The sequence below is a fragment of the Acetobacter zythi genome, from assembly GCF_963921165.1.
Classification (GTDB): Bacteria; Pseudomonadota; Alphaproteobacteria; order Acetobacterales; family Acetobacteraceae; genus Acetobacter.
Genome location: NZ_CAWUEO010000012.1, coordinates 302154 through 325335, shown reverse-complemented (window position 1 = coordinate 325335; position 23182 = coordinate 302154). Strand labels below are relative to the sequence as shown.

The window sequence follows — 23182 nt, the reverse complement described above, 5'->3', positions numbered from 1 at the left end:
CAACAAAGCCAGAGGAGCCTTGCCGGTGTCTTTCAGTCGGCTGTTCATTATGCGCCCCGTTGGCACAACCCTTATGGCGGTTGCGTTTATGGTGGCGGGGCTTTTTGCCTACCGCGCCATGCCGGTGGCGGACCTGCCCAATATTTCTGTCCCGGTTATTTACGTTATTGCCTCCCAGCCCGGTAGTTCCCCCCAGCAGTTGGCCAGTGCGGTTACCACCCCGCTGGAGCGCAGGCTGGGCCAGATTGCGGGCGTCAGCAGCATGCGCTCGGACACAACGGATTCCAGCGCATTCATTCTGCTGTTTTTTGATAATAACCGGGACATCAATGGTGCCGCGCGGGATGTGGAGGCCGCCCTGCGCGCAGCAAGGGCGGACATGCCCCACACACTTTTGGACCAGCCCCAGTATTACAAGGCCAACCCATCGGACAGCCCGATCATGGTTGCGGCCCTGACCTCCGCCACCCGCAGCGTAACCGCCCTGCGTGATCTGGGGGAAACACACCTTAAACCCATGCTGGCCGGGGTTAAGGGCGTTGGCTGGGTGGATGTTGTTGGCTCGGACAAGCCCGCCATCCGTGTGGAGGTCAACCCCCAGTTGCTCTACCAGTATGGCATCGGGTTTGAGGATGTGCGCTCCGCCCTTGCCTCGGCCAATGCCAACACCCCCAAAGGCTTTATAGAAACCGGGGGCCAGCGGCTTACGCTGGAAACCAACGATCAGGCCCACAGCCCCGAACAGTACCGCGATCTGGTTATTGGCTACCGCAACAACCGGCCCGTGCGGCTGAGCAGTGTGGCCACCGTGCGCTCCGGCCCGCAGAATGAGCGCACAGCCGGGTGGTACAACAAACAGCCCGCCGTGCTGGCCATTATTCGCGCACAGCCGGGCACCAATGTGATCGAGGTTACGGACGCCATTCGCGCGCGCGCGGCCATTCTGCGCAACGCCCTGCCCGCGGATGTGGCGTTTACGCTGGTCTCGGACCGCTCGGTGTCCATCCGTGGCGCGCTGGAGGATACGCAGGAAACCCTGCTTGGCTCCGTGCTGCTGGTGGTGCTGGTGGTGCTGGCGTTTTTGCGAAGCTGGCGTTCCACTTTTATTCCCGCAATTACGGTGCCGGTCTCACTCGCCGGGTCTTTGGCCTTCATGCACCTGCTGGGTTTTTCGTTGGACACACTCTCGCTCATGGCGCTGACCATTGCCACCGGCTTTGTGGTGGATGACGCCATTGTGGTGGTGGAAAACATTGCCCGCCACATGGAGGAGGGCATGGACCGCATGCAGGCCACCTTGCAGGGCGCGCAGGAAATTGGCTTTACCATTCTGTCCATCACCATTTCCCTGATTGCGGTGTTTTTGCCTTTGCTGCTCATGGGGGGCATTGCGGGCAAAATCTTTTTTGAATTCGCCATGACACTGACCATTGCCGTGTCGGTCTCGTTTTTTCTGGCCGTATCACTCACCCCCATGATGTGCGCCCGTTTTTTGGAAGTGCATCCCCCAGCGCAGGCGCCACTCCCCAAATCGGCCAATCCGTTTGTCCGTGCGGCCCACCTGCTGGCCGATGCCACGGACCATGCGCTGGCATGGATGATGCGTGTTTACCGCCGCTCGCTTGATGTGGCTTTGCGCCACCCGTGGTGGACGCTGCTTTCGCTCCCGCTCAGTTTTGTGGCTACCATCGGGCTGATCATCATTATCCCCAAAACTGTTCTACCGGCGGAGGACATTGCCCTTTTGCAAGGCTACCTGAGCGTGGACCAGACATCCTCCTTTTCCGCCATGTCCACCAAGGCGCGCACGGTGCTGGACGCCATGCAGGCGGCACCGGGGGTGGAGGGCGTGATCGGTTTTACCGGGGAGGATGCCGCGAACGAGGCAGAGGTCTATGCCCAGCTCAAACCCAAAGGCCAGCGCACACAAACGCCAGAAGCCATTGCCGCCTATATTCAGCAGGCCGTGCGCACCATACCGGGGCTTACGGCCAGCATTTCCAACGCGGGAGACATTAACGGTGGTGGCCAGCGTGTGCATGAAGGGGCCTACAGCTTTGTTTTTCGCAGCGAAAACGAAGCCGATATTGACCTATGGGTGCCCCGCGTAACCGAAGCCCTGCGCAAAAGCACCATTCTGAGCGGGGTGAACAGCCACACGACCGGGCACGGCATGGCGCTGCATGTGCTGATCAACCGGGACAACGCAGCCCGCTACCAGATAACCCCGCAGCTTATTGGCAATGCTCTGTATGATGCGTACGGCCAGCGCACGGCATCCAGCATTTCCACCCCGCTCACCACCTATTATGTGATTATGGAGGTGCAAAAGCAGTTCCGCGATAACCCGGAAATGCTCAAAACCCTCTGGGTGTCCACCGCTGGTGGCACGGCATCGGGGGCGGTGGCCTCCAACACCATACGGGTGCGCAAACCAGCAGATGCCTTGGACACACGGAGCGACAGCCTGTCCGAACAATCCTTCCGCAACGCCATTGCCAACCGGTTGGCCGGGGGGGGAGCCGGGGCTTCCAATGGGTCCGCCGTTTCTGCCTCGTCCGAAACCATGGTGCCCCTGCCCACGGTTGCCCGCATTGCCAGCGCCCCCACCCCGTTACAGGTCAGCCACGAGAACGGGTTTGTCTCCGGCGCACTCTCCTTCGATCTGGCCGCCGGTCGTTCACTCAGCGATGCGGAGGCCGAAATCCGGCGGACCATGCGTGACCTGCACGCGCCAGAAAGCCTGAAAGGCGATTTTTCGGGCGAGGCAGGCGACCTGCACAAGGATCTGGTGAACGAAGTCCTGGTATTTGTGGCCGCCATTGCCACCATGTACATCACACTGGGCATTCTGTACGAAAGCTACATTCAGCCACTGACCATCCTGTCCACCCTGCCCTCGGCGGCTTTTGGCGCGGTGCTCACGCTCTGGCTGTTTGGGCAGCCTTTCTCGCTGATCAGTATGATTGCGGTCATCATGCTCATTGGGATTGTGAAAAAAAACGCCATCCTGATGATCGACTTTGCCCTGCATGCCGAGCGCACACAGGGCCTGCCCCCGCATGAAGCCATAAAAACGGCATGCCTGACCCGCTTCCGCCCCATTCTCATGACCACCATGGCCGCAGCCTTTGCCGCCATTCCCATGATTGTGGGGCGCGGTTATGGCGCGGAGCTGCGCCTGCCACTTGGCGTTGCCATTCTGGGCGGTCTGGCGACCAGCCAGTTGCTAACCCTGTATTCCACCCCTGTTGTTTACCTGCTCATGCACAGGCTGGCAGGCTTTGCCCACAACAGCGCGGCATGGCTGGGGCGCAGGCTGGCGCGTGGCGGCACCACCCGGCCCAACACTGCGCCATAACACGGTTGGCATTGCATGGCCTTTCTGTTCAAAAGCTTTTAGAACACCGTTCGAACACTCATTTTACCAAGGAAGTTTCCACTATGTCCGATGCAATGCCCGACCGTCTTTCCGTCGACCCCAACAGCGAGTTCTATAACGCAGCCCTGCTTGAACGCGGTGTTGGCGTGCGGTTCAAAGGCGTGGAAAAAACCAATATTGAGGAATACTGTGTTAGCGAAGGCTGGGTCCGTGTGGCTGTTGGCAAGACGGTTGACCGCCGCGGCAACCCCCTGACCATGAAACTGACCGGCCCGGTTGAAGTCTGGCTTAAGGACTGACCTTCCGCCAGAACATGGCGCGCTGACAATTAAATACTTTATTTAATTGTCAGTGTTTGGAATAGTGTCACGCATAATTCAAGGTCGACCAGAAGGGAAACCACTCCATGACCCAAACAGCACCCAGCACGGAAGCCGACATCAGGCACACCATTGTTATTGTTGGCGGCGGGTCCGCTGGCATTGCCGTTGCAGCCCGCCTGCTGCGCGAACGCCCCACACTGGATATTGCCATTATAGACCCCGCCACCACCCACGCTTACCAGCCGGGCTGGACGCTGGTTGGCGCAGGGGTAATGAAGCTGCGTGACACACTGGAACAAGAAGGCGGGCTTATTCCCAAAGGCTGCACATGGCTGCGTGCGGCAGTCAGCACCTTTGCGCCAGAAAGCAATACCCTCACACTTGAGGACGGGCGCACCGTGGCCTATGGCCGCCTGATCGTCTGCCCCGGCCTACAGCTTGACTGGGACAAGATTGAAGGCCTGAGCGAAACACTGGGCCGCAATGGCGTGTGCTCCAACTATTCCAAGGATACGGTGGAATACACATGGACCTGCATCCAGTCCCTTGCGGGTGGCACGGCCCTGTTCACCCAGCCTCCCATGCCGATCAAATGCGCGGGCGCTCCGCAAAAAATTGCCTACCTTGCCGCTGACCACTGGCGCAAACAGGGCACGCTCAACCGCACCAATGTGGACTTCTGCCTTGCGGGTGATGCGCTGTTTGGTGTGGCCTACTTCCGCCCTGCCCTACAGCAGGCGGTGGATTACTACGGCATTAATCTGCAATACAAACATAACCTGATTGCCGTAAACGGCCCCGAGCGTAAGGCGACCTTTGCGGTAACCGGCCCCGATGGCAAAGTTACCAAGGTGGTGCGCGAGTTTGACATGCTCCATGTGACCCCGCCCCAGAGTGCCCCTGACTTTGTAAAAAAGAGTCCTCTGGCCGATGCCGCCGGGTGGTTGGATGTGAACGCCACAACACTCCAGCATGCCAAATACCCCACCGTTTTTGGGATTGGGGACGTTATGAACACCTCCAACGCCAAAACCATGGCGGCCGCCCGCGCACAAACCCCCATAGTTGCGCGCAACGTTCTGGCATCACTCGATGGTCGCCCCCTGAGCGGGCAGTATGACGGATACGGCGCATGCCCGCTGACCGTGGCCTATGGCAAAATTGTGCTGGCCGAGTTCCTGTACGGCGGCAAGCCCGCCCCCAGCTTCCCCTACGACCAACGTAAACCCAGCCGGTTTGCATGGTTCCTCAAGACCACCGTGTTCCCCCATGTTTACTGGGACATGATGCTCAAGGGCCGCGATATTGAAATACCGCACCACCCTGACTGGTCCAAGACCTAACCCATAGTCTCCCCCCCCCCTGCCGCATCAGCGGCAGGGTTAGCGCGTAAGCCATAAAAAAACCTCCCCGAATTGCGGGGAGGTTTTTTATGTGCAGAACCGGGCGAACTCCTGCCCGGTGCTACTTTGGTTCAAGCATCGTCAATCGGTCTTTTGGGCAGCAGAGCGGGCACAAACACCAGCGTACCCAACAAGGTGCAGGCCAGCGAGAGCAGGAGCAAACGCCCCATGCTGGCCGTACCGGGATGGTGAGACAGGGCGAGCGAGCCAAAAGCCGTACCCGTTGTCAGGGCCGAAAACAGCACGGCCCGCGCCGTGGGGGACGCCAGGGGGAACTGAACCCCATCGCGCCAGTTCATGACAAAATAGATGTTGAAGGAAACACCAACCCCAAGCAGCAGGGGCAGCGCAATAATATTGGCGAAGTTCAGCGTTTCGGGCAGCAGCACAACCAGAATAACCGTCATCAGCGCGGAAAGCAGCAACGGAGCCAACACAAGCGCCATATCCTTAACCCTACGCAGCGCGATCATAAGGATAATGGCGATCATGACCACAGCAGCCCCTGCCGCCTGCTCAAACGCACGCACAATGGAGCGCGCACTTTCCACAATATCCACGGCCGTTCCGGCCATGTCGGGTTCGATCTTCTGCAAGGACCCGACAAATTTGCGCAATGCGCCAGAGCTGCTCATCACACCTTTGGGGTGAACTTCCACAAGAGCGCGGCCATCGGGCAGCAGATAGTCGTTTGCAATGCTTGGCGGCACATCATGAATGTTCACAGGCCCGGCCTGCAACATGGTCCGCAACTGCGCCAGCTCTGGCGGCAAAAAGCGAACCAGCGCGGTATTGGCGGCCTCAACCGTAGCATCCGGCGCTGTGGCCAAACGGGTCAATGCCGCGGCAATCCTCCGCAGTGGGTCGTTGGCTGGCAGCTTATCCTGCACCTCGGCCAGAGCCTTGGCTGTACTGGCGGCTGCGGCACGCAGGTCTGCGGCCGTTGGTGCGGGTTTGGGGTTGGGCACAATCAGGGTGGGCAGCAGCATGGAGGCCGCATCCTGAATAAGGGCGAGCTTTTCCGGCTGGTGGTTTGGCACGTACGAACCAAGCCACATCACGTCATGCACATCGGGCAGTTCGTCCAGACGGTCGGCTTCTTTCTCGGCATCTGCCAAAGACTTGACCAGAAGCTCCGCGCTGTAAGGAGATGTCTGGGGGTTGCCAATGAGCAGGCTGAGCGCACGCATACCCTCGGAATTGGGGTTTTTGGTGTGCAGCGGGTCTCCATCAAACTGCAGGGCAGGCACCAGCACCAACCCGACAACAGCAACCACGCCAAAAAAGGCCAGCAGCCATTTGCGATGATGCCGGATTTTAACATCCACAGGCTTCATCCACGCATACCCCATGCTGGGGCAGTTAAGCGGCGGGTGGCAGATGCACAGCAGCGCAGGCAGCAGGGTGGTTGTGCACACAAAGGCTACCAGCATGCCAATACCCGCGATCAGCCCCAGCTGGGCCACACCCAGAAAAGCTGTGGGGGTAAACGCCAGAAAACCGGCGGACGTAGCAAGGGAGGCCACCAGAATCTGATGCCCCGTTTCCTCCCCCGTCATGCGTAGGGCTTCATACATGCCATCCTTGCCCGTGGCAGTCGGGGTTTGTGCCCTGAAACGTACGGAAAACTGGATGGCAAAATCGACCGCAATCCCCACAAACAAAATGGCGAACGCGACCGAAATCAGGTTGAGCGTGCCCACGGCCACCGCAGCAAAGCCGGTTGTCAGCAACAGCCCGACAACAAGTGTGACCACAATAGGCAGTACCACGCGCCATGACCGCACAGCCAGCGCAAGCCACAGCGTAACCAGCAGCAAGGACCCGACAAGCCCTGCCACCATGCCTTCGGCCACGGTTGCAAACTCTTCATCATCAAGCTGCACCTGCCCGGTCAGGTGGACCTTGGCGTGGCCGCTGCGCACGAATTCAAGATCCTTGATCACGTCGCGCATGGCGTCCGTGGCCTCTCCTCCGGGCTGGAAGGAGCCATAATCCAGAATGGGCTGGGTCATAACAAACTGGTAGCGCCCGGCAAGGTCGGACAACTGCCCACCCAGCAACCGCTGCCAGGACAGGGGAGCCGCCTGACCATCTGCTGCTTTTTCCAGCGTGTTGGCAAAGCCGGTCAGGGGGGCTTGAAAACCGGCCAGATTGGCCTGCCCGGTCTTGACCCCTTCGGCAATCAGGGAAAGTGCGCCAAAAAGCCCGCGCGCGGATGGGTCCTGCGCCAGAGCGGACAAAAAGGGCTGGGCGGCAATTGTGTCGTTCAGAATCCCTGCCAGAGGTTTGGGGTCCAAAAACATAAGCCCGTTGCGCTCAAGGTAGGGGTTGGCGTCCGGCCGGTTGGCAAAGGCAAAGTGTTTGTGGTCCGCCGCCAGCTTTGTGGCCAGTTGGCGGGCTGTTTCCTGCCCTTCCTCTGGCAGATCGGCTTCCACCACCGCAACCAGCAGGTTCTCCTTTTGCGGGAACAGGCGGGCCATCTCATCGGAGCGCTGTTTCCACTGGAGGCGGGGGGAGAGCATTTTGCTCGTATCCGTGGTCACGCCAAGCTGTGTCATGCCCGCATAAACGCCAGCACCGGACAGTACGCAAAAAAGTGCCACGACCAGCCACGCATGGCGCGCACAGAGGGTGATAAAACGACCTATGGGTGCAAAGAGCATGATAAACGACAAGATCCTAGAAAAGTCATGGCGTCAGGCACAAAACCGCCTTGGTTTGCCTAACAGCTTCGCACGATGCAAGTGACGATCTACACAGACCACTCTTCTTTTACCGTCCAGAATGGGGAAAATGGGATTTTTCCGCGCTTTTCGCATGGTCGGACCATGTGTGTTCCAACCACTGCCATAACACCAGCGCAGGCAGGCCCCACGCAATTTCGCGCAGGCGTTTGATCAGCGACAGCGCAATGGCAACAGGTGGGGCAATGCCAAACAGACCGCCCACAACCATATACCCCCCTTCCGACACACCCAGCGCCCCCGGCACGGCAAAGCCTGCGGACTTGGCGGCCTCGCCCACACCTTCGATGACAAAGCCGGTCGCCAGCGAACAGTCATGCCCCATAAAATGCAGGATCAGGCAGACTTCCACCGCCCCCAGCGCCCATGCCGCAAACTGGATGACCAGACAGGCCACCGCGTTGCGCCGGGTTTTGTAAAGCCCCAGCACTTCCTGATGAATACCGCGAATACCCTCGACCCCGCCCCAGCCCAGATGGGCGGCAATCCGCTCCAGCAGTTTTTCCACCACGGCCACGGCCCCAAGCCACTGGCTGGCAAACACCGCAATACCAATAACAGCAAGGACCAATGCACTTTCCAGCAGCCTGTCGGTCACGGCAGAACGCTGGACCAGAGCAAGCAGCAGCAGCAGGCCCGCCACGGTAAACAGCACCTGACTGAGCAGTTCGATCGTAAGGTCGCAAATGGTGGCGGCGGCCGCCCGGCGCAAACCCAGACCCCGGCGGGCCAGCAGGCGGCTGGAGACAACCTCCCCCCCCACCTGTGCTACGGGCAGCAGGTTGTTCACCCCCTCGCGCACACAGCGGAGCATAAAGAAGTCGCGCAACGGTAAATGGGGAGGCAGGTCACGCCGTGCCATAATGCGCCATGCCTGCGCGGAAAGGGAAACCTGAACACCATGAAAAATAATGGCGGCAAGGATTCCCCAGCCGCCAGTCATGACAAGCGCAAAAATGGCCTGCGCGCCAAAGCGCGAGAGCATCCATACCGTCAGGCCCAGCCCCAGAACACCGGCCACAAGAGTGATGCGCTTCATGCCCTCTCCTCATCCCATGCCTCAGGCGGTGCTGACCCCGGCATGCGGTTCCTTTTCAGCCCTCCCTGATCTGGCGCAGGAGAGCAAGAGATTCCACACAGGCCGCAGCGGCTTCACGCCCTTTATTATGCACATCATCCGAAGAACGCACAGTAGCCTGTTCTTCCGTATAGGTTGTAAGAATACCAAACGCGACCGGCACTTCCGTTGCAAGGCTTGCCTGCATAATGCCAATGGTTGCCCCAAGGCTGATAAATTCAAAATGCGCGGTATCACCCTTGACCACGCAACCAAGGCAGATCACCCCTTCATACCGCCCGCTTTTGGCCAATGCCTGCGCCAGCAAAGGCATTTCAAACGCACCGGGGGCTGCAAACACATCGCCTTCGGCTACGGCAATATTGTGCTCGCCCAGCCATGCAATGGCGCCATCACGCAGGCCACCTGTTACCGTCTCGTTAAACCGGCTGACAACCAGCGCCAGACGGGGAGCGGGGGAAAGTGCCTTAAGGTCAGGCAGAGTAACGGGGGAACGTGTGCCCATGGGTCGTGTTATCCTTACTAATCGCTAGGTCGTAATCGTATCTGGCTCAGGCGGGAACTGTGTGCAGTGCCGGGGTTGGGGCATCGCAGCTCAGGTGGTGGCCCATGCGCTGACGTTTGGCGTGCAGGTAGGCCCGGTTGAACGTGTTGGCCGGAATTTCCAGCCCCAGTCTTTTGCGCACCACAAAGCCGCGGCTTTCCAGCGCGCGCACCTTGTCCGGGTTGTTGGTCAGCAGGTCAAGCTGGCCCACACCAAGGCTGCGCAGAATACCAGCCGCCGCCCGCCAGTCGCGCGCATCGGTCGCAAAGCCAAGCCTGTGGTTGGCCTCCACCGTATCCAGCCCCGCATCTTGCAGTTCATAGGCACGGATTTTGTTCACAAGGCCAATACCGCGCCCTTCATGCCCACGCACATAGACCAGCACACCGCATTCCGCCTGCCCTATGGCCTGCAAGGCGGCCTGAAGCTGGGACCCGCAATCGCACCGCAAGGAGCCGAGCGCATCCCCCGTGACACATTCGGAATGCAGGCGCACCAGCGGCACCGGGCCAGTGGGGCGCACATCGCCTTTGACCAGAGCCACATGCTCCACGCCGTTTTCGTCCTTAAAGGCGTGGATTATCAGATCATTGCCGCCATAAACGCTGGGCAGGGCGGCCTTGGCCAGATCGGGCACGGTATCTTCCGCCGCCACAGGGGCCGGAGCGGATTGCGGGGCAACAGGCGCCAGACCGTTAGCCCCGATCCATGCCACCAGTTCGGCAATGGAGATAATGGGCAGGTCGTGCTGGCGGGCAAACACGTCCAGTTGAGGGCGGCGGGCCATTGTGCCGTCCTCGTTCAGAATTTCGCAAATAACTGCCGCGGGTTTAAGCCCTGCAAGGCGCAGCAGGTCAATGGAGCCTTCCGTGTGGCCAATGCGCGCCAGCACCCCACCGGGTTCGGCCCGCAGGGGGAAGATATGCCCCGGTGATGCAATATCCGCAGGTCCGGCCCCCTCCGCCGTGGCGACCAGCACCGTTTGCGCGCGGTCGGCGGCGGAAATGCCCGTGCTCACACCCTCCCGCGCCTCGATCGACACGGTGAACGCGGTGCCATACTGGGCGGTATTGTCGCTCTGGCGGACCATCATGGGCAGTTCAAGCTGCGCGACCCGCTCGGCGGTCAGGGGCAGGCAGACCAGCCCACGGGCATGGGTGATCATGAAGTTCATGGCCTGCGGGGTCATGAACTCGGCCGCCATAACAAGGTCTCCCTCGTTCTCGCGGTCCTCATCATCCACCATAACAACCATGCGGCCCGCGCGCACGGCGTCCAACGCGCGCAGCAAACGCCCAGAAGGCTGGAGCGGTGCGGTCTGCCCCTGTGTCATTTTGCCTGACATTGTGCCTCCACATATTTTGCAATGATATCCACTTCCACATTCACGGCATCCCCCACGCTGAGCGTGCCCAGCGTGGTGTGGTCCCATGTGTGCGGAATGATCATGAGGGCAATACGGAACATACCATCCTGCACAGCCCCCACCTCGTTCAGGGTCAGGCTGATTCCATCCAGTGCGACGGAGCCTTTTTCCACCATGTAGCGGCGCAGGTCTGCTGGAATATCAAACTCCACACGCCGGGCATCCCCCACAGAGGTTGCCCCTACAAACCGGCCAAGCCCGTCCACATGCCCCTGCACAATATGGCCCGAAAGGCGGGTGGAGGGAGTTACCGCGCGTTCCAGATTAACCCGTGATCCTGCGGTGAGCGTGCCCAGCATGGTGCGGTCCAGTGTTTCGCTACTCACAAAAAAACGAACGGGCATATTCTGTGCCGGAGCAACCGCCGTAAGGCAGACACCATTAACGGCAATGCTCTCGCCTTCGGCCACATCGGCAAGCCCTGTCTGCACTTCCAGCATAAGGGAGCGCGCACCCTGCTCCACCTTAAGGACCTGACCGAGGGATTCTATAATACCGGAAAACATGCCTGCTCCTGCGTGCATTCTGCCCATTGAGGGAAAAGGGAAAGGGGGGAAATATCGTGTCGGGTGGCAACAGAAAAATGGTCACACCCCTGCGCGTCCTGCCCAATATGCAGCCAGTCATCCCACAAACCCTGCGCACTTATGGCGCGCAGCAGGGTAGGACCAGCCTCCACCATAACCCACAGGGCTGGTGTGCTGGCCAGCAAGGCAGGCAGGTCGGCGCAATTGGGGCAGAACAGCACATCAAAACGCTGTTCGGCCTGCGCCAGCCAGTGGGGCGGCACATTGCGTTGCCCCCCGCACACAACCAGCACACGCCGACGGCTGGCATGGTCTGGCACGTGCCGCACGGTAAAAGCGGGCTGGTCTGCCTGTATTGTACCCGTGCCCGTAACAATGCCGTCCGTCACGCGCCGCAGGGCATGCGCAAACTGGAGCGATTGCGCGGTTGTAAAGGTTTTGCTGCCTGCGGGGGGCACCATGCCGCCTTGGGCATTCACAGCCTGTTTGACCGTAATCCACGGCCGCCCATGCACCATACGCCATGCAAAAGGGGCAAGCAGCGCACGGCAGCGCGCCATGCAGGCCGCACCATTGGGAGCATGGGCCAGCCAGCGCACATCCAGCCCCTGGGCCTGCAAATATGCGGCCCCTGCGCCGGGCACATGGGGGTTGGGGTCCGCACACCCGATCCAGACCGTTTGCACGGGGGTGGAAAGCAGGGCCTGCGTGCAGGGGGGGGTGCGCCCGGTATGGTTACAGGGTTCAAGCGTGACAACGGCGGTGTGAATCCGCTCCACCACACCAAGGGCGCGCGCCTGCTCCACAGCCAGACGTTCGGCATGCAGTTCGCCCGCCTTGTGGTGGGCGGCAATGACCAGCACGGCTCCGTGGGCATCCAGCAACACGCACCCCACGGCGGGGTTTGGTGCTGTCTGCCCGGCAAAGCGCCACGCCTCGGACACGGCCAGATCAAAGGCTGCGCCAACACGCTCTGGCATTGCGTGGGAGAAGGATTGTGAAATGCTGTTCACCCTGTTCTCTTCAGTCCATACCTGCACGTTACAGACGGACTCAGGGCGTCAAAAAAGGTCACCCGCTCCCTGTACGCAAACCGGACTCCGGCATGGCGGACAAAAAACGAGTCTCTCTTTTCCGTTCTCTCTCATCCGGACTATGACCGTCGGCTCCGGAATTACACCGGATCTGCTGACCCTGCCGAAGCAGGCGCTCGCGGGCTTGGGGTAGCGCACCACCCCTTTACCGCCGGTAGGGAATTACACCCTGCCCTGAGAACGTCGCACCCACACAGCGGGTGCTCTGCCTGTATGATGGCCCCAAGCCCCACGGGTTGCAAGGACAAAACACTTCACATCTGCTTAATGGCCTCTCCGCGCAGCCCCTTCAGGCACCGCGCCATTGCCTTTGACAGCCCCGGGCAAAGCCAGCCCCCCCTTGCCTAACATTCCGACACTGTTATGAAAGGCAACACGCAGCCCCGGTCCTGCCATGGACCAAGCGGGCGGCCCTTTTGCAACCATGAGTTCAGGCAGGTTTTTCCTTGCGTACCCTGTGTTCCTTCCCTCCGGTTGCATTCACGTTGTATGTTGGTGCTCCCTCAACCCCCATGGACCAGCCATGACCAAGCCAGACCCGGCCCCCCAAACCACCTCATCCCCCGTGGCCATGACCGGCCTTGCCGGGTGGGTGGAGGCACGCCTGCCTGTTATTTCCGCCTTCCGGGCTGAATATATTGATTTCCGCCTCCCCCGTAACCTGAACGGGCTGTGGAACTTTGGCGCTATTCTTACCGTTGTTCTGCTGCTTATGCTGGCTACCGGCATTTTTCTGGCCATGAACTACACGCCCACCAATGCGGGGGCTTTTCTGTCGGTCGAGGCCATAGATCGCCAGCTTGCTGGCGGGTGGCTGCTGCGGGCCATGCATATGACCGGGGCCAACCTGTTTTTGGCCGCGCTCTACATTCATCTGTTCCGTGGCCTGTATTACGGCTCCTACAAAGCCCCGCGTGAGTTGCTGTGGCTGAGTGGCCTGCTCCTGCTGGTGCTGGTCATGGCGACCGCCTTTGCCGGTTACATGCTGCCATGGGGGCAGATGTCCTACTGGGGAGCGGATGTGATTACCAAGGCCGTAGGGGCCATACCCGGTATTGGCCCGGAACTTGAGCACATTATGGCGGGCGGGGACCATCTGGGTGATGTGTTTTTGCACCACTTTTTTGTCCTGCACTTCCTGCTGGCATTTGTGGTCGTTGGGGTTGTGGCGCTGCATGTGACCATTGTGCATGTCAATGGCTCCAACAACCCGCTGGGGGTGGAGCCGCGCACTCCAAAGGACACCGTGCCCTTCTACCCCTATTACATCAGCAAGGATCTGGTCGGGCTGATCGTGTTCGCCATGGTGTTTGCAGCCCTTATGTTCTTCTGGCCCAATGTGCTGATCGAGGCGGATAATTACACCCCGGCCGACCCCATGCACACACCGGCCGATATTGAGCCGGAATGGTACTTCCTGCCTTTTTATGGCCTGCTCCAGTCCGTTCCTTCCAAATTTGGCGGACTGGTGGCTTCTGCCGCATCCCTGCTTATCCTGTTTGCTCTGCCATGGCTGGACCGCTCCCCCGTGCGTTCCATGCGCTTTCGCCCGCTCTGCCGGATTGGCCTGTTCGGGCTTGTTGCGGCTTTTATTCTGCTGGCCGCAGCAGGCAAGCACCATGCCCAAGGCGGCTGGCTGATTGTGGCGCGGCTGGCCGGGCTTTATTACTTCAGCTACTTTGTGGTGCTGCTCCCCCTTGCCTCAAGCCGGGAAAAAACGCGCCCCCTCCCCGCCTCCATTGCCGCCGCGGAAGGAGATCACTAATGCGGAGTTCTTTTGCCCGCCCCGCTCTGGGTCTGCTGGTCGCACTGGGCCTGTCCGGCACCGCGCTGGCCAATGAGCCAGACAAAACACCCCCGCATCAGGCATGGAGTTTTGATGGCCCCTTGGGTCAGTATGACAAAGGTAGCCTGCAACGCGGCTTTTTGGTGTTCCAGCGCGTTTGCTCCACCTGCCACGGCATGCGCAACCTGACCTATAACGATCTGGCAGGCATTGGCCTGACCCAGCAGCAGATTGCCGAAACCGCAAAAGCCAAACCGCAACCCGGCGCACCGGACGCCATGGGCCAGCCCACCACGCGCCCCGGATTGCCCGACGACCACCTGAACTCCCCCTTCCCCAGCGATGCCGCAGCAGCAGCCATGATGGGGGGCGTAGCCCCGCCCGATCAGTCCCGCCTTGCCATGACCCACCCCGGCGGGCCGGACTGGCTCTATGCTTTTTTGACCGGCTACCGCATGCCCCCACCAGCCGATGCCCCCATGGTGCCGGGCAAGTTTTATAACGACTGGGCCACAGGCCACATGATTGGCATGCCCCCACCCCTGATGAACGGCATGATCCAGTACCCCGATGGCACACCCGCCACGGTGGAACAGCAGGCGCGCGACATAACCACTTTTCTGGTCTGGGCGTCCGATCCGCACCGCAATGAACGCCACAATATTGGCAAGGCCGTTATGGCCTATCTGGCCGTGCTTCTGGCGCTGGCCATTGCATGGAAACGCAAAATCTGGAAACGCCTGAAAACGCAGTGAAGAACGGAAAGCACGCACAACCATGACACGCGAGACTGACACCACCCCAGCTCCCGAACAGGCCCCCGGCCGCCGTGACTTTCTGGGCATGGTCACCACGGCTGGCACGGTCACAGGCATTGCGGCCTGCGCCATTCCGTTTGTGGAAAGCCTGCAACCCCAGGACAGTGCAGCAGCCCACCTGCCGGTTGATGTGGATACGACACGCCTTGCACCCGGCCAGCAGATGGTGGCCGTATGGCAGGGCAAACCGGTCTTTATTATCCGCCGCACGCCAGAAGAACTGGCAAGCCTGCAAAATGCGGATCTGAGCGCGCAGCTCAAAGACCCCACATCGACCGCCAACCAGCAGCCCGGCTACGCCCGCAACTGGCACCGCTCCATTGCGCCCGAATACGGGGTTTATGTTGGCATCTGCACGCATCTGGGCTGTGTGCCAGCCTACACCCCCCCTCAGGGGAGCGGACCGGAGGCATCGGGCGGGTATGGCTGCCCGTGCCATGGCTCCAGGTTTGATCTGGCAGGCCGGGTGCAAAAAGGCGCTCCAGCGCCTTACAACCTGCCAGTGCCCCCTTACACCATGGCGTCCGCTACTGTGATCCGGCTGGGCGAAAACCCCAAGGGGGAAACCTTCGACTTTTCGACCATAGAACAGATCTGACTTTCACCCCGCCAGCGCCATGTCTGGCGGGGGTTTTCCGCTTTATTCCCCCACTTCAGCCCACACAAAGCTCACACCTGTGGTGTGAAATGCTTTTGCCCAAAAGCCGCTTATCAGCCATGGCGGACTACGCCATGCTTGTGCAATCAGGGCAGGTCCTCTGCGGTCCGGCCTTAAAATACACATGGAGCTGCTGATATGTCCGGGATTGTTGTTGTTTATCACTCCGGTTATGGCCACACCCGCAAAGTGGCAGAATACCTCGCCCAAGGTGCTAAGGCCGAACTGATCGCCATTGATGATCATGGTGAACTGCCCGACAGTGCATGGGACAAGCTGGCCGAAGCCAAAACCATTGTGTTTGGCGCACCGACCTATATGGGCAATGCAAGCTGGCAGTTCAAAAAATTCGCGGATGCTTCATCCAAAATCTGGTTCATGCGCGGCTGGCAGAACAAGCTGTTCGCAGGCTTTACCAACAGCGCCAGCCCTGTAGGCGACAAAGGCGTAACACTAGCATGGCTGCAAACCCTTGCAGCCCAGCATGGTGGCCTATGGATCAGCCTTGGCATGCTGCCTTCCAACACCAAAGCTGCCAAAAATACGGACCTGAACGCCCTTGGCGGCTCCACCGGCCTGCTGGTACAAAGCCCCTCTGACGCCAGCGTGGACGAAATTCCACAAGGCGGGCTGGATACGGCCACCGCTTTTGGTGTGCGTATTGCCGAAATCACAGAACGATTTGCATGAAATCCGTATTGATACGGCATGAAATTGCGTGGCAGTGGTCTATTCTTCAAAAAGATAAATAAAACTGCGCCATAGTCAGCGGGTATCACGCAACTGTGATACCCGTTTGTCATTTTTTCTATTTCATTCTGATATCGGAATGTTACCAATCGGGCTAGTCAATCACCTTAGCGGCACATATAAATACAATAAAAGTGCGGGAATCTGAGTAATGAATCTGTTCAGCAAAAAATCAGGTTTTGCCATTGCCCTCAGCGTTACTTCCATTCTGGCGGTCGCACCTTTTGAGTCGGCAAAAGCACAGGTTCACCCTTTTTCAGCTTTTTCCAGCGGGGGGTCCGACCTGTCGCACTGGCTGTCCGATGTTACCCTGATCGGCCAGATTGAAGGCGGCATTATGGCCAATCCGGCCCGCCCCAACCCCGGCTACAACTTTGGTGACTTTCTGGCCGACCATGCCAATCAGGTCCAGTTGAACCAGGCGGAATTCACGCTCTCCAAAGCCATTGATTCGAGCAAGAACACCTATCAGATCGGCTTTACGCTCGAAGGTCTTTATGGTTCGGATGCACGCTACTACCATCTGGTTGGCGTGTCCGATCAGGAGTGGAAGGCCCGCTACCAGCTTATTCCCGCACAGGCCCATGTTGACGTACACCTGCCATGGCTCACCTCCGGCGGGCTGGACATGCAGGCCGGTATTCTACAGGCCCCTATGGGTGTGGAAGGACTGGACCCCTCCTCCCGCGCTTTCTACACGCTGGCATATACGTCTGAATACTCCGTGCCCTTCCAGCATGTGGGCGCGATGTTCAACTGGCATGTTACCCCCATTCTGGACGTTACATTCGGGATTGATACGGGCAACCAGACAACCTTTGGCTCGTCAGACAACAACGACAGGCCTGCGGGTTATTTTGGCTTTAACCTGAACAATCTGCTTGGCGGCAAGCTGCGTATTGTCGAACTCAGCCGTGTGGGGCCAGAAGATGTGTGGCGTGGCTCCTCCACCATCTCACGTTACGAAGCCAACCATGCCCAGCGCTTCTGGAACGATATTAACGCAACCTATCAGGTGAACGACAAGCTGAGCCTGACAGCCGAGTTCAACTACCTGCATGACGAGGGCATACGCGGCCTTGGCGCACGTGGCCAGTTTGCAGGCACGGATGCCGAAAGCTTTGTTTCGTTCCTGAGCTACAAGATCAACAAGGACTTTACGTTCAACTACCGTGGCGAAATCTACCGCGACAACACCAACTCGCTGGTGGCCTCCTTCCGTGGCAACAACTCTTACATGAATGCCATTGCTGGCCGCCCGGCGGACCTTGTGCCCGGCGCAAGTGGCCACGGCACCACCTATGGCGACCTCTCGCTTAACGTCGCCTACCGCCCCGATCTGGGCCACCATGTGCGCGTCTTCCAGCTTCGTCCGGAAATCCGGTTTGACCGCGCCCTTAACAGCACCACCCCTTTTAATGGTGGTCGCAACAACGGCATGTTCACCTTTGGTGGGGATGCGGTCATCGGCTTCTAAAAAGCGCGCGCCGCACCACCGCAGACCTGAACACAAACCACACAGGCACGCCCGCCTACGCAATGGAGGTGAGCGTGCCAATCGTATTATCCCACTTTATACCTGCCATGCGTGTGCAACTTACGGGCTATGCACAAAGGGGTGCCGTGCTGCTGCCTCCCGCCCCCAACACGGTGTGCCAGCAGACACATATGCAACCAGCATGCTGGCGCACGCACCCGTACATTCCACAGCTTTTTGGCCACTCCCGCGCGTTTTTTGGGGCATGAATACGGGACAGTCCCGCTCGAGTGCCCTCTCCAACGACCACAAACCCAACGGGGCATGCGCGATATGCTGCGGAGCGCACCGTTTGCGATAAAGAGTTACATCCTGCCTTAATTAGTTGTAAGGGCATGCTGTCTTTACATTGTCGGGTTTTGGGGCATGCCGCAGAAGAAAAACAGAACAGATGCCGTTCTTTCGGCCCTGCTCCCCGACTGCCGCGTGCCAACTGGGTACACAGTTCTCAAATACACGCTACTGCTGGCCGTTTTTATTTATATCCTAAGCTACCTGCTCATCCCTTTTGCCAATGAAGACCCCGCTTACTACACAGTTTTGGGGCGCGGCATGCTCCGCTACCATCTACTCCCTTATGCCTATGCTTTTGACCACAAGCCATTGGGCGTGGACCTGTTTTATGGCCTATGGGACCAGATAACGCCATTTTATAGAGGCAAATTTACGCTTCTCGCATTTGTTTTAAGTGGTGTTATTGTGTGTGTCTGTCGGGCATTTGGCGCTTTTTCCAGATGGACAGCTTTTATACTGCTCATTGTTGGCGGGGCTATTTTTGATATTCTTTCAGGCAACTCAGAACTTGTTCTGCTAACGGGGGAAGCACTCTGCCTGACCCTTATGCTCAAAGGTCTGGAAAAAAATCAGAACAGCCTGTTTTTTCTTGCAGGCTGCGTGGCGGCCTTTGTTGTTAATGTAAACTATCTTGCAGCACTCTGCCTGCTGGCTCCTGCTTCCGTGCTGCTGTTTTCCCCCGGCTGGTTCCGCCTCTCCCGCTGCGGCCTGACCTTGCTAGGCGGGATAACGGGATTGGTGGTCCTGTTCTCGCCTTACGTTATGGCGGGGCATGGTGCGTTGCAGTCGTATTTTTCCATGCAACAGAACTTCCTGCATCATTATAGCGGGTCATGGCACGAGCGGTTGCGTTGCCTGTTCTGGAACACGGTGGATGCTGTGCTGCTCAGCCCCATACTGCTTGCATGGTGCAGGCGTTTTTCGCCAATGGACTGGACTATAGAAAACCGTAAAAATCTGCTTCTGCCACTTTGGTTTTTATCGTCCCTGCCCGCAACCATTCTATCAGGCCATCCCTTTGACCATTACTTCCTGCTCTGCTTTGTTCCTGCCGCCATTATGTGGGCTATTCTGCTGCGCCAGAACGTAACATTGACTGGGTATACGCTTATACCTTTCTTTGTATTCGTCGCTTTTTTTATGGTGCAGAATACTCACAAGAACATCAACACCCTACGCTTTAGCAACCGGGTGAACTATGCTGCACTCCACAAAGAAATCGGACTGAAAAAGGTTCTGAATATTCGGACCCATGAATCCGTATTTTATATGTCCGACCTCAATCCGTTTGATCCGTACCTGTTCTATACTCATATAGACATCATGTATGGCCAACAGGCATGGCAACATTACCTACAGGACCTTGAGCAGAACGCACCCTATGTGGTCATGCCTTATGATGCCTGCACGCGGCATCAGGTTGAAGCCCCGGTATGCCAGTGGATACAGGCCCATTATCAATTAATTTATGCGGTCAATGTACGGCCATCCCGGCCCAACAAGTTTTCACTCTCCATTTACAAACTGATACAGCCTGCCCAAGGTCAGACACGTTCAGATATGCAGACACACTAATGTTTTGTGCGCCGTAGCACCAAACACGCAAGAGTTACATCCAACGGAATAAAGTTTATACACAAACTCTATTTCATGCTTTTTGCACGAACCCTGCCGGAATATAGGCGTTTTTTTGTTCAATACCCGGTTCAATTATATAATACGACCTGTTTACAGGCCGCGCATGAGTAACCTGACAAAAAAACAGTCTCTATGCGCACAGCGATGAATGTTAAAGAATTAAAAAATATACCCGTAACCCTGGACAGAAACCTTTAGTGTGTTTTGACAGAAAACCCTTAACCCTTCATTTTTCCACCATTCTACTGTTCAAAATCAGGCATTATGCCGACCAGCGCTGAACTGGCATAAAGCATGATCAAGGAAGACAAGGCTGAGAAGGTATGGTACACGAAACACACAATTGCTGGCAGCATCACCATGGCCTGCCGCATGTAAGTCGGATCGGGAATTGTTGAGATAGGCAATTGTTTTGTTTGAAAAAAACAAGAAAACAGGTCAGCAGGTTGCCGTTGTAAGCGGTGCTTCTGGCGGCATAGGGCGCGCTTTGTGTGATCAGTTGCGCCAACGTGGGTATTGGGTCATTGGTTTGTCACGTCAGGTCAACCCAGCGGCGGACACAGCATATGTCGATTGCATGCTGACATGCGACCTAACGGATTCAAAAACTATTCAAGAAGCAGCCCGGACTATCGGGAATACCTGTGCCAGCATCAATCTTTTCGTATTTTGCGCGGGCGTTATTTCACCCCAACCTGTCGCCACCCTTGATCACGGCCTTGTCGCGGAGCAGGTCCAGATCAATCTGGTTGGCGTTATGCTGCTGACCAATGCCATTTTGCCGATGATGGCAAAAGGTTCTCATCTTATCTACACCAATTCCATGGCGGGCATTTTTCCGCTGGCGGGAAGCAGCGTGTATTCCGCATCCAAATTCGGCTTGCGCGGGTTTGCTCTGGCATTGGAGCAGGAACTCAAGCCCCGGCATATTCATGTGTCTTCCATCTTCCCCGGCAGCGTGAATACATCCATGCTCGCTACGGAAATGGCGCATGGCGGTTCCGTTCTGAACTTCATGTCTGCGCCACAAGAACCAGAAGCAATTGCCAATTGGATTCTTTCAAACGGTGTTGGCAAACACGTAGAAAACTTTCCATCCAGCTTTGACAGGCTGTTTTGCAGCCTTTTCCTGTGGTCCCCCCGGTTCTTACGTTTGTGCCTGCCATTCATGACAGCATGGGCCAAAGCAAGCCGCACACGATACAGAAAAAACCTGTTGAAAAACCGCACAGACCAGCCCGACTAGGCTCAGGGTTTGTGCTTTAAGGCCGAATGATGAAGCTTGCCACGATGTGAAGTACGAGTACCGTCATCACACGCCGCCAGCAGCACATCAGCCTCTCTGAAGTCACTTACCCGCCCCAAGACAGGTCACGACACAACCCTGCAACGACAGAGTTGTGTAAGTGTTTGTTTTTATAGGGAAAACAGCAGGTTGGCGGAGAGATAGGGATTCGAACCCTAGGTACGATTGCTCGCACAACGGTTTTCGAGACCGCCCCATTCGACCGCTCTGGCACCTCTCCGTGGGGATGTCTTATAGGTGCGCTGAAACAAATACGCAAGCGCTGATCCGCAAAAGCATGATGGGGCACCAGACGCCCAGCAGGTCATGGCAAAACCTCCCTTGAACACCGCAGCATGCTGCTTGCTCAAGAGCCGGTCATGCGGCTACGAGCCAGACTGACGGGGTGGTCAAGATATGTGTCAAACATCCATATTAAGTGAGGGTTTGTGTGCTTGTTCAGACCCTTACAAGAGGTGTTTGCGTCTTGACGGTGTGCATTATCTGGTGCAAGTCAGCGGGCAATATTGATGTCTTTGCAAAACGCTGAATAGAATGAGGTGCGTACCTGGCAACAAGATTGTGGTGCCCGCCTCCTCAGAGGAAAGAGCCGTAGCTTGACCTATGTGCCTGTGCAGCCATTTTTTTTTGATATGACAGATCGTCAGGAACATCTTCCAAGCTTAGGGAGTGGCCTTAAGGACGTGTCAGTAAAACCGACACCGCCCCAAAGCGCTCTTAAAACGCTTAAAGTGGTTTTCCTCCTGATCGCACAGCCGCACCAGACGCTCCACTCCCTCCCGATCGCTTTTGAAATGGCGGCACGCCACCCCAATGTGGAAGTGCATGTTGCCTGCCCAACCCAGAGCCATCTGGACTATGCCCGCTCCCTTGGCCGGGTCTACCCAGCAGCAAAAGTCATCTACGATCTGCTCCCCATTCCCGCATGGCTCGGCAGGTTAATCGAACGCAACGGCCCCGGTCCGATTGAAAGATTGGCCTCCCTGTTCTTCAGCCGCAGCTATTTCAAGCAGTTTCGGGCTGTTGTTGTGCCGGAGCGGACCTCGCTCTACCTCAAGCGCATGGGGGTCACAGATCCACTGTATATCTGGACCCGGCATGGCGCGGGGGACCGGGCTATCGGGTTTGCGGATGATATTAAGCAGTTTGACTTTGTGCTGCTCTCCGGCAAAAAAGTGGAGCAGAGGCTGCTTGAACGTGGCCTGATCACCCCCGGCGACTACTACATGGGGACCTATGCCAAGTTTGACATTGTAGAGCGCCTGCACAAGCAGCAGGCCCGTCTGTTTGATAACGACAAGCCCATTGTCCTGTACAACCCGCATTTTTCACGCGGTCTGACATCGTGGCACCAGTTTGGTGAAGCGATCCTGAACTATTTTGCCAATCAGGACCATTACAACCTGATCTGCGCCCCACACTACCGCCTGTTCAACGGCCACAAAAAGCAGGCCGAAGCACTGGTCAAACGCTTTGCCAAGTATTCGAACATTCTGATCGATACAGGCAGCACCAGCAGCATAGACATGACCTACACCATGGCGGCGGACCTTTATCTGGGGGATGTCAGCAGTCAGGTTGCGGAATTTCTTATCCGCCCCCGGCCATGCATTTTCCTCAATGCCCACCATGCGCACTGGCAGAACAACAAGGACTACCGGTTCTGGACTCTGGGGCAGGTCATTGACAGCCCCAGCGAGCTGGACAAAGCCCTTTCCGCCGCCTTTGCCCGTCAGGATGAGTTTGCGGACAAGCAGCGCGCCTATGTTGCAGAAACCTTCGAACATCAGGACAAAGGGCCAACATCCCCCGGAGCTGCGGATGCCATTGTCCGTTTTTTGCAAAAAAGGACCTAAGCCCTTCCCGCCAAG

The 23182-nt window shown here is 57.8% G+C and carries 17 protein-coding genes, 1 tRNA gene and 1 riboswitch; of the genes, 11 read left to right on the top strand and 7 right to left on the bottom strand.

The window, feature by feature from the left end:
• Positions 1-25 precede the first annotated feature (25 nt).
• The 3 genes from AABE20_RS07115 (at position 26) to AABE20_RS07105 (ending at position 5048) form a co-directional block, all read left to right on the top strand.
• Positions 26-3361, top strand: coding sequence for an efflux RND transporter permease subunit (locus tag AABE20_RS07115; protein ID WP_338332441.1), 3336 nt, complete (start codon positions 26-28; stop codon positions 3359-3361).
• A gap of 83 nt (positions 3362-3444) precedes the next feature.
• Positions 3445-3681, top strand: coding sequence for a DUF3297 family protein (locus tag AABE20_RS07110; RefSeq protein ID WP_338332440.1), 237 nt, complete (start codon positions 3445-3447; stop codon positions 3679-3681).
• Positions 3682-3788: 107 nt separating this feature from the next.
• The gene (locus tag AABE20_RS07105; RefSeq protein ID WP_338332439.1) at positions 3789-5048 is read left to right on the top strand and encodes an NAD(P)/FAD-dependent oxidoreductase; all 1260 of its coding nucleotides are present in this window, start codon (positions 3789-3791) and stop codon (positions 5046-5048) included.
• 131 nt (positions 5049-5179) lie between these two features.
• Here the strand turns inward: AABE20_RS07105 and AABE20_RS07100 are convergent, their stop codons facing one another.
• The 6 genes from AABE20_RS07100 to ribD all read right to left on the bottom strand — a co-directional run bounded on the left by AABE20_RS07100 (position 5180) and on the right by ribD (position 12443).
• The gene (locus AABE20_RS07100) at positions 5180-7774 is read right to left on the bottom strand and encodes an MMPL family transporter (protein WP_338332438.1); all 2595 of its coding nucleotides are present in this window, start codon (positions 7772-7774) and stop codon (positions 5180-5182) included.
• Between the two features lie 109 nt (positions 7775-7883).
• Positions 7884-8894 carry a lysylphosphatidylglycerol synthase domain-containing protein gene (locus AABE20_RS07095; protein WP_338332437.1) on the bottom strand — a complete coding sequence of 337 codons (1011 nt, stop codon included), beginning with the start codon at positions 8892-8894 and terminating at the stop codon, positions 7884-7886.
• A 55-nt stretch (positions 8895-8949) separates the two neighbouring features.
• The gene (gene ribH, locus AABE20_RS07090) at positions 8950-9438 is read right to left on the bottom strand and encodes a 6,7-dimethyl-8-ribityllumazine synthase (protein ID WP_338332436.1); all 489 of its coding nucleotides are present in this window, start codon (positions 9436-9438) and stop codon (positions 8950-8952) included.
• Positions 9439-9484: 46 nt separating this feature from the next.
• Positions 9485-10822 carry a 3,4-dihydroxy-2-butanone-4-phosphate synthase gene (gene ribB, locus AABE20_RS07085; protein ID WP_338332435.1) on the bottom strand — a complete coding sequence of 446 codons (1338 nt, stop codon included), beginning with the start codon at positions 10820-10822 and terminating at the stop codon, positions 9485-9487.
• Positions 10807-11409, bottom strand: a complete 603-nt coding sequence (locus AABE20_RS07080) for a riboflavin synthase (RefSeq protein WP_338332434.1) — start codon at positions 11407-11409, stop codon at positions 10807-10809. The genes ribB and AABE20_RS07080 overlap by 16 nt, the downstream gene beginning before the upstream one ends.
• Positions 11391-12443, bottom strand: a complete 1053-nt coding sequence (gene ribD, locus AABE20_RS07075; protein ID WP_408740764.1) for a bifunctional diaminohydroxyphosphoribosylaminopyrimidine deaminase/5-amino-6-(5-phosphoribosylamino)uracil reductase RibD — start codon at positions 12441-12443, stop codon at positions 11391-11393. The genes AABE20_RS07080 and ribD overlap by 19 nt, the downstream gene beginning before the upstream one ends.
• Positions 12444-12562: 119 nt before the next feature.
• Positions 12563-12710: riboswitch (FMN riboswitch) on the bottom strand.
• Positions 12711-13095: 385 nt separating this feature from the next.
• Here ribD and AABE20_RS07070 point away from each other — a divergent pair.
• The 7 genes from AABE20_RS07070 to AABE20_RS07040 all read left to right on the top strand — a co-directional run bounded on the left by AABE20_RS07070 (position 13096) and on the right by AABE20_RS07040 (position 21251).
• Positions 13096-14289 carry a cytochrome b gene (locus AABE20_RS07070; RefSeq protein ID WP_408740796.1) on the top strand — a complete coding sequence of 398 codons (1194 nt, stop codon included), beginning with the start codon at positions 13096-13098 and terminating at the stop codon, positions 14287-14289.
• On the top strand, positions 14289-15065 hold the full coding sequence (locus tag AABE20_RS07065; RefSeq protein ID WP_338332432.1) for a cytochrome c1: 777 nt from the start codon (positions 14289-14291) through the stop codon (positions 15063-15065). The genes AABE20_RS07070 and AABE20_RS07065 overlap by 1 nt, the downstream gene beginning before the upstream one ends.
• A gap of 22 nt (positions 15066-15087) precedes the next feature.
• Complete coding sequence (petA, locus tag AABE20_RS07060; RefSeq protein ID WP_338332431.1) at positions 15088-15726, top strand: ubiquinol-cytochrome c reductase iron-sulfur subunit; 639 nt, start codon at positions 15088-15090, stop codon at positions 15724-15726.
• A 198-nt stretch (positions 15727-15924) separates the two neighbouring features.
• On the top strand, positions 15925-16476 hold the full coding sequence (locus AABE20_RS07055; RefSeq protein WP_338332430.1) for a flavodoxin family protein: 552 nt from the start codon (positions 15925-15927) through the stop codon (positions 16474-16476).
• Positions 16477-16687: 211 nt separating this feature from the next.
• Entirely contained in the window at positions 16688-18013 is a 1326-nt protein-coding gene (locus AABE20_RS07050; protein WP_338332429.1) for an outer membrane beta-barrel protein, read from the top strand.
• A 426-nt stretch (positions 18014-18439) separates the two neighbouring features.
• Entirely contained in the window at positions 18440-19942 is a 1503-nt protein-coding gene (locus AABE20_RS07045) for a hypothetical protein (protein ID WP_338332428.1), read from the top strand.
• A 475-nt stretch (positions 19943-20417) separates the two neighbouring features.
• Entirely contained in the window at positions 20418-21251 is an 834-nt protein-coding gene (locus AABE20_RS07040) for an SDR family NAD(P)-dependent oxidoreductase (protein ID WP_338332427.1), read from the top strand.
• A gap of 190 nt (positions 21252-21441) precedes the next feature.
• Here AABE20_RS07040 and AABE20_RS07035 read toward each other — a convergent pair.
• Positions 21442-21531 (bottom strand) — tRNA-Ser (locus AABE20_RS07035).
• A gap of 463 nt (positions 21532-21994) precedes the next feature.
• On the opposite strand from AABE20_RS07035, the gene AABE20_RS07030 reads away from it, so the two are divergent.
• Positions 21995-23167 carry a CDP-glycerol glycerophosphotransferase family protein gene (locus tag AABE20_RS07030; protein ID WP_338332426.1) on the top strand — a complete coding sequence of 391 codons (1173 nt, stop codon included), beginning with the start codon at positions 21995-21997 and terminating at the stop codon, positions 23165-23167.
• The last annotated feature ends 15 nt before the right edge of the window (positions 23168-23182 follow it).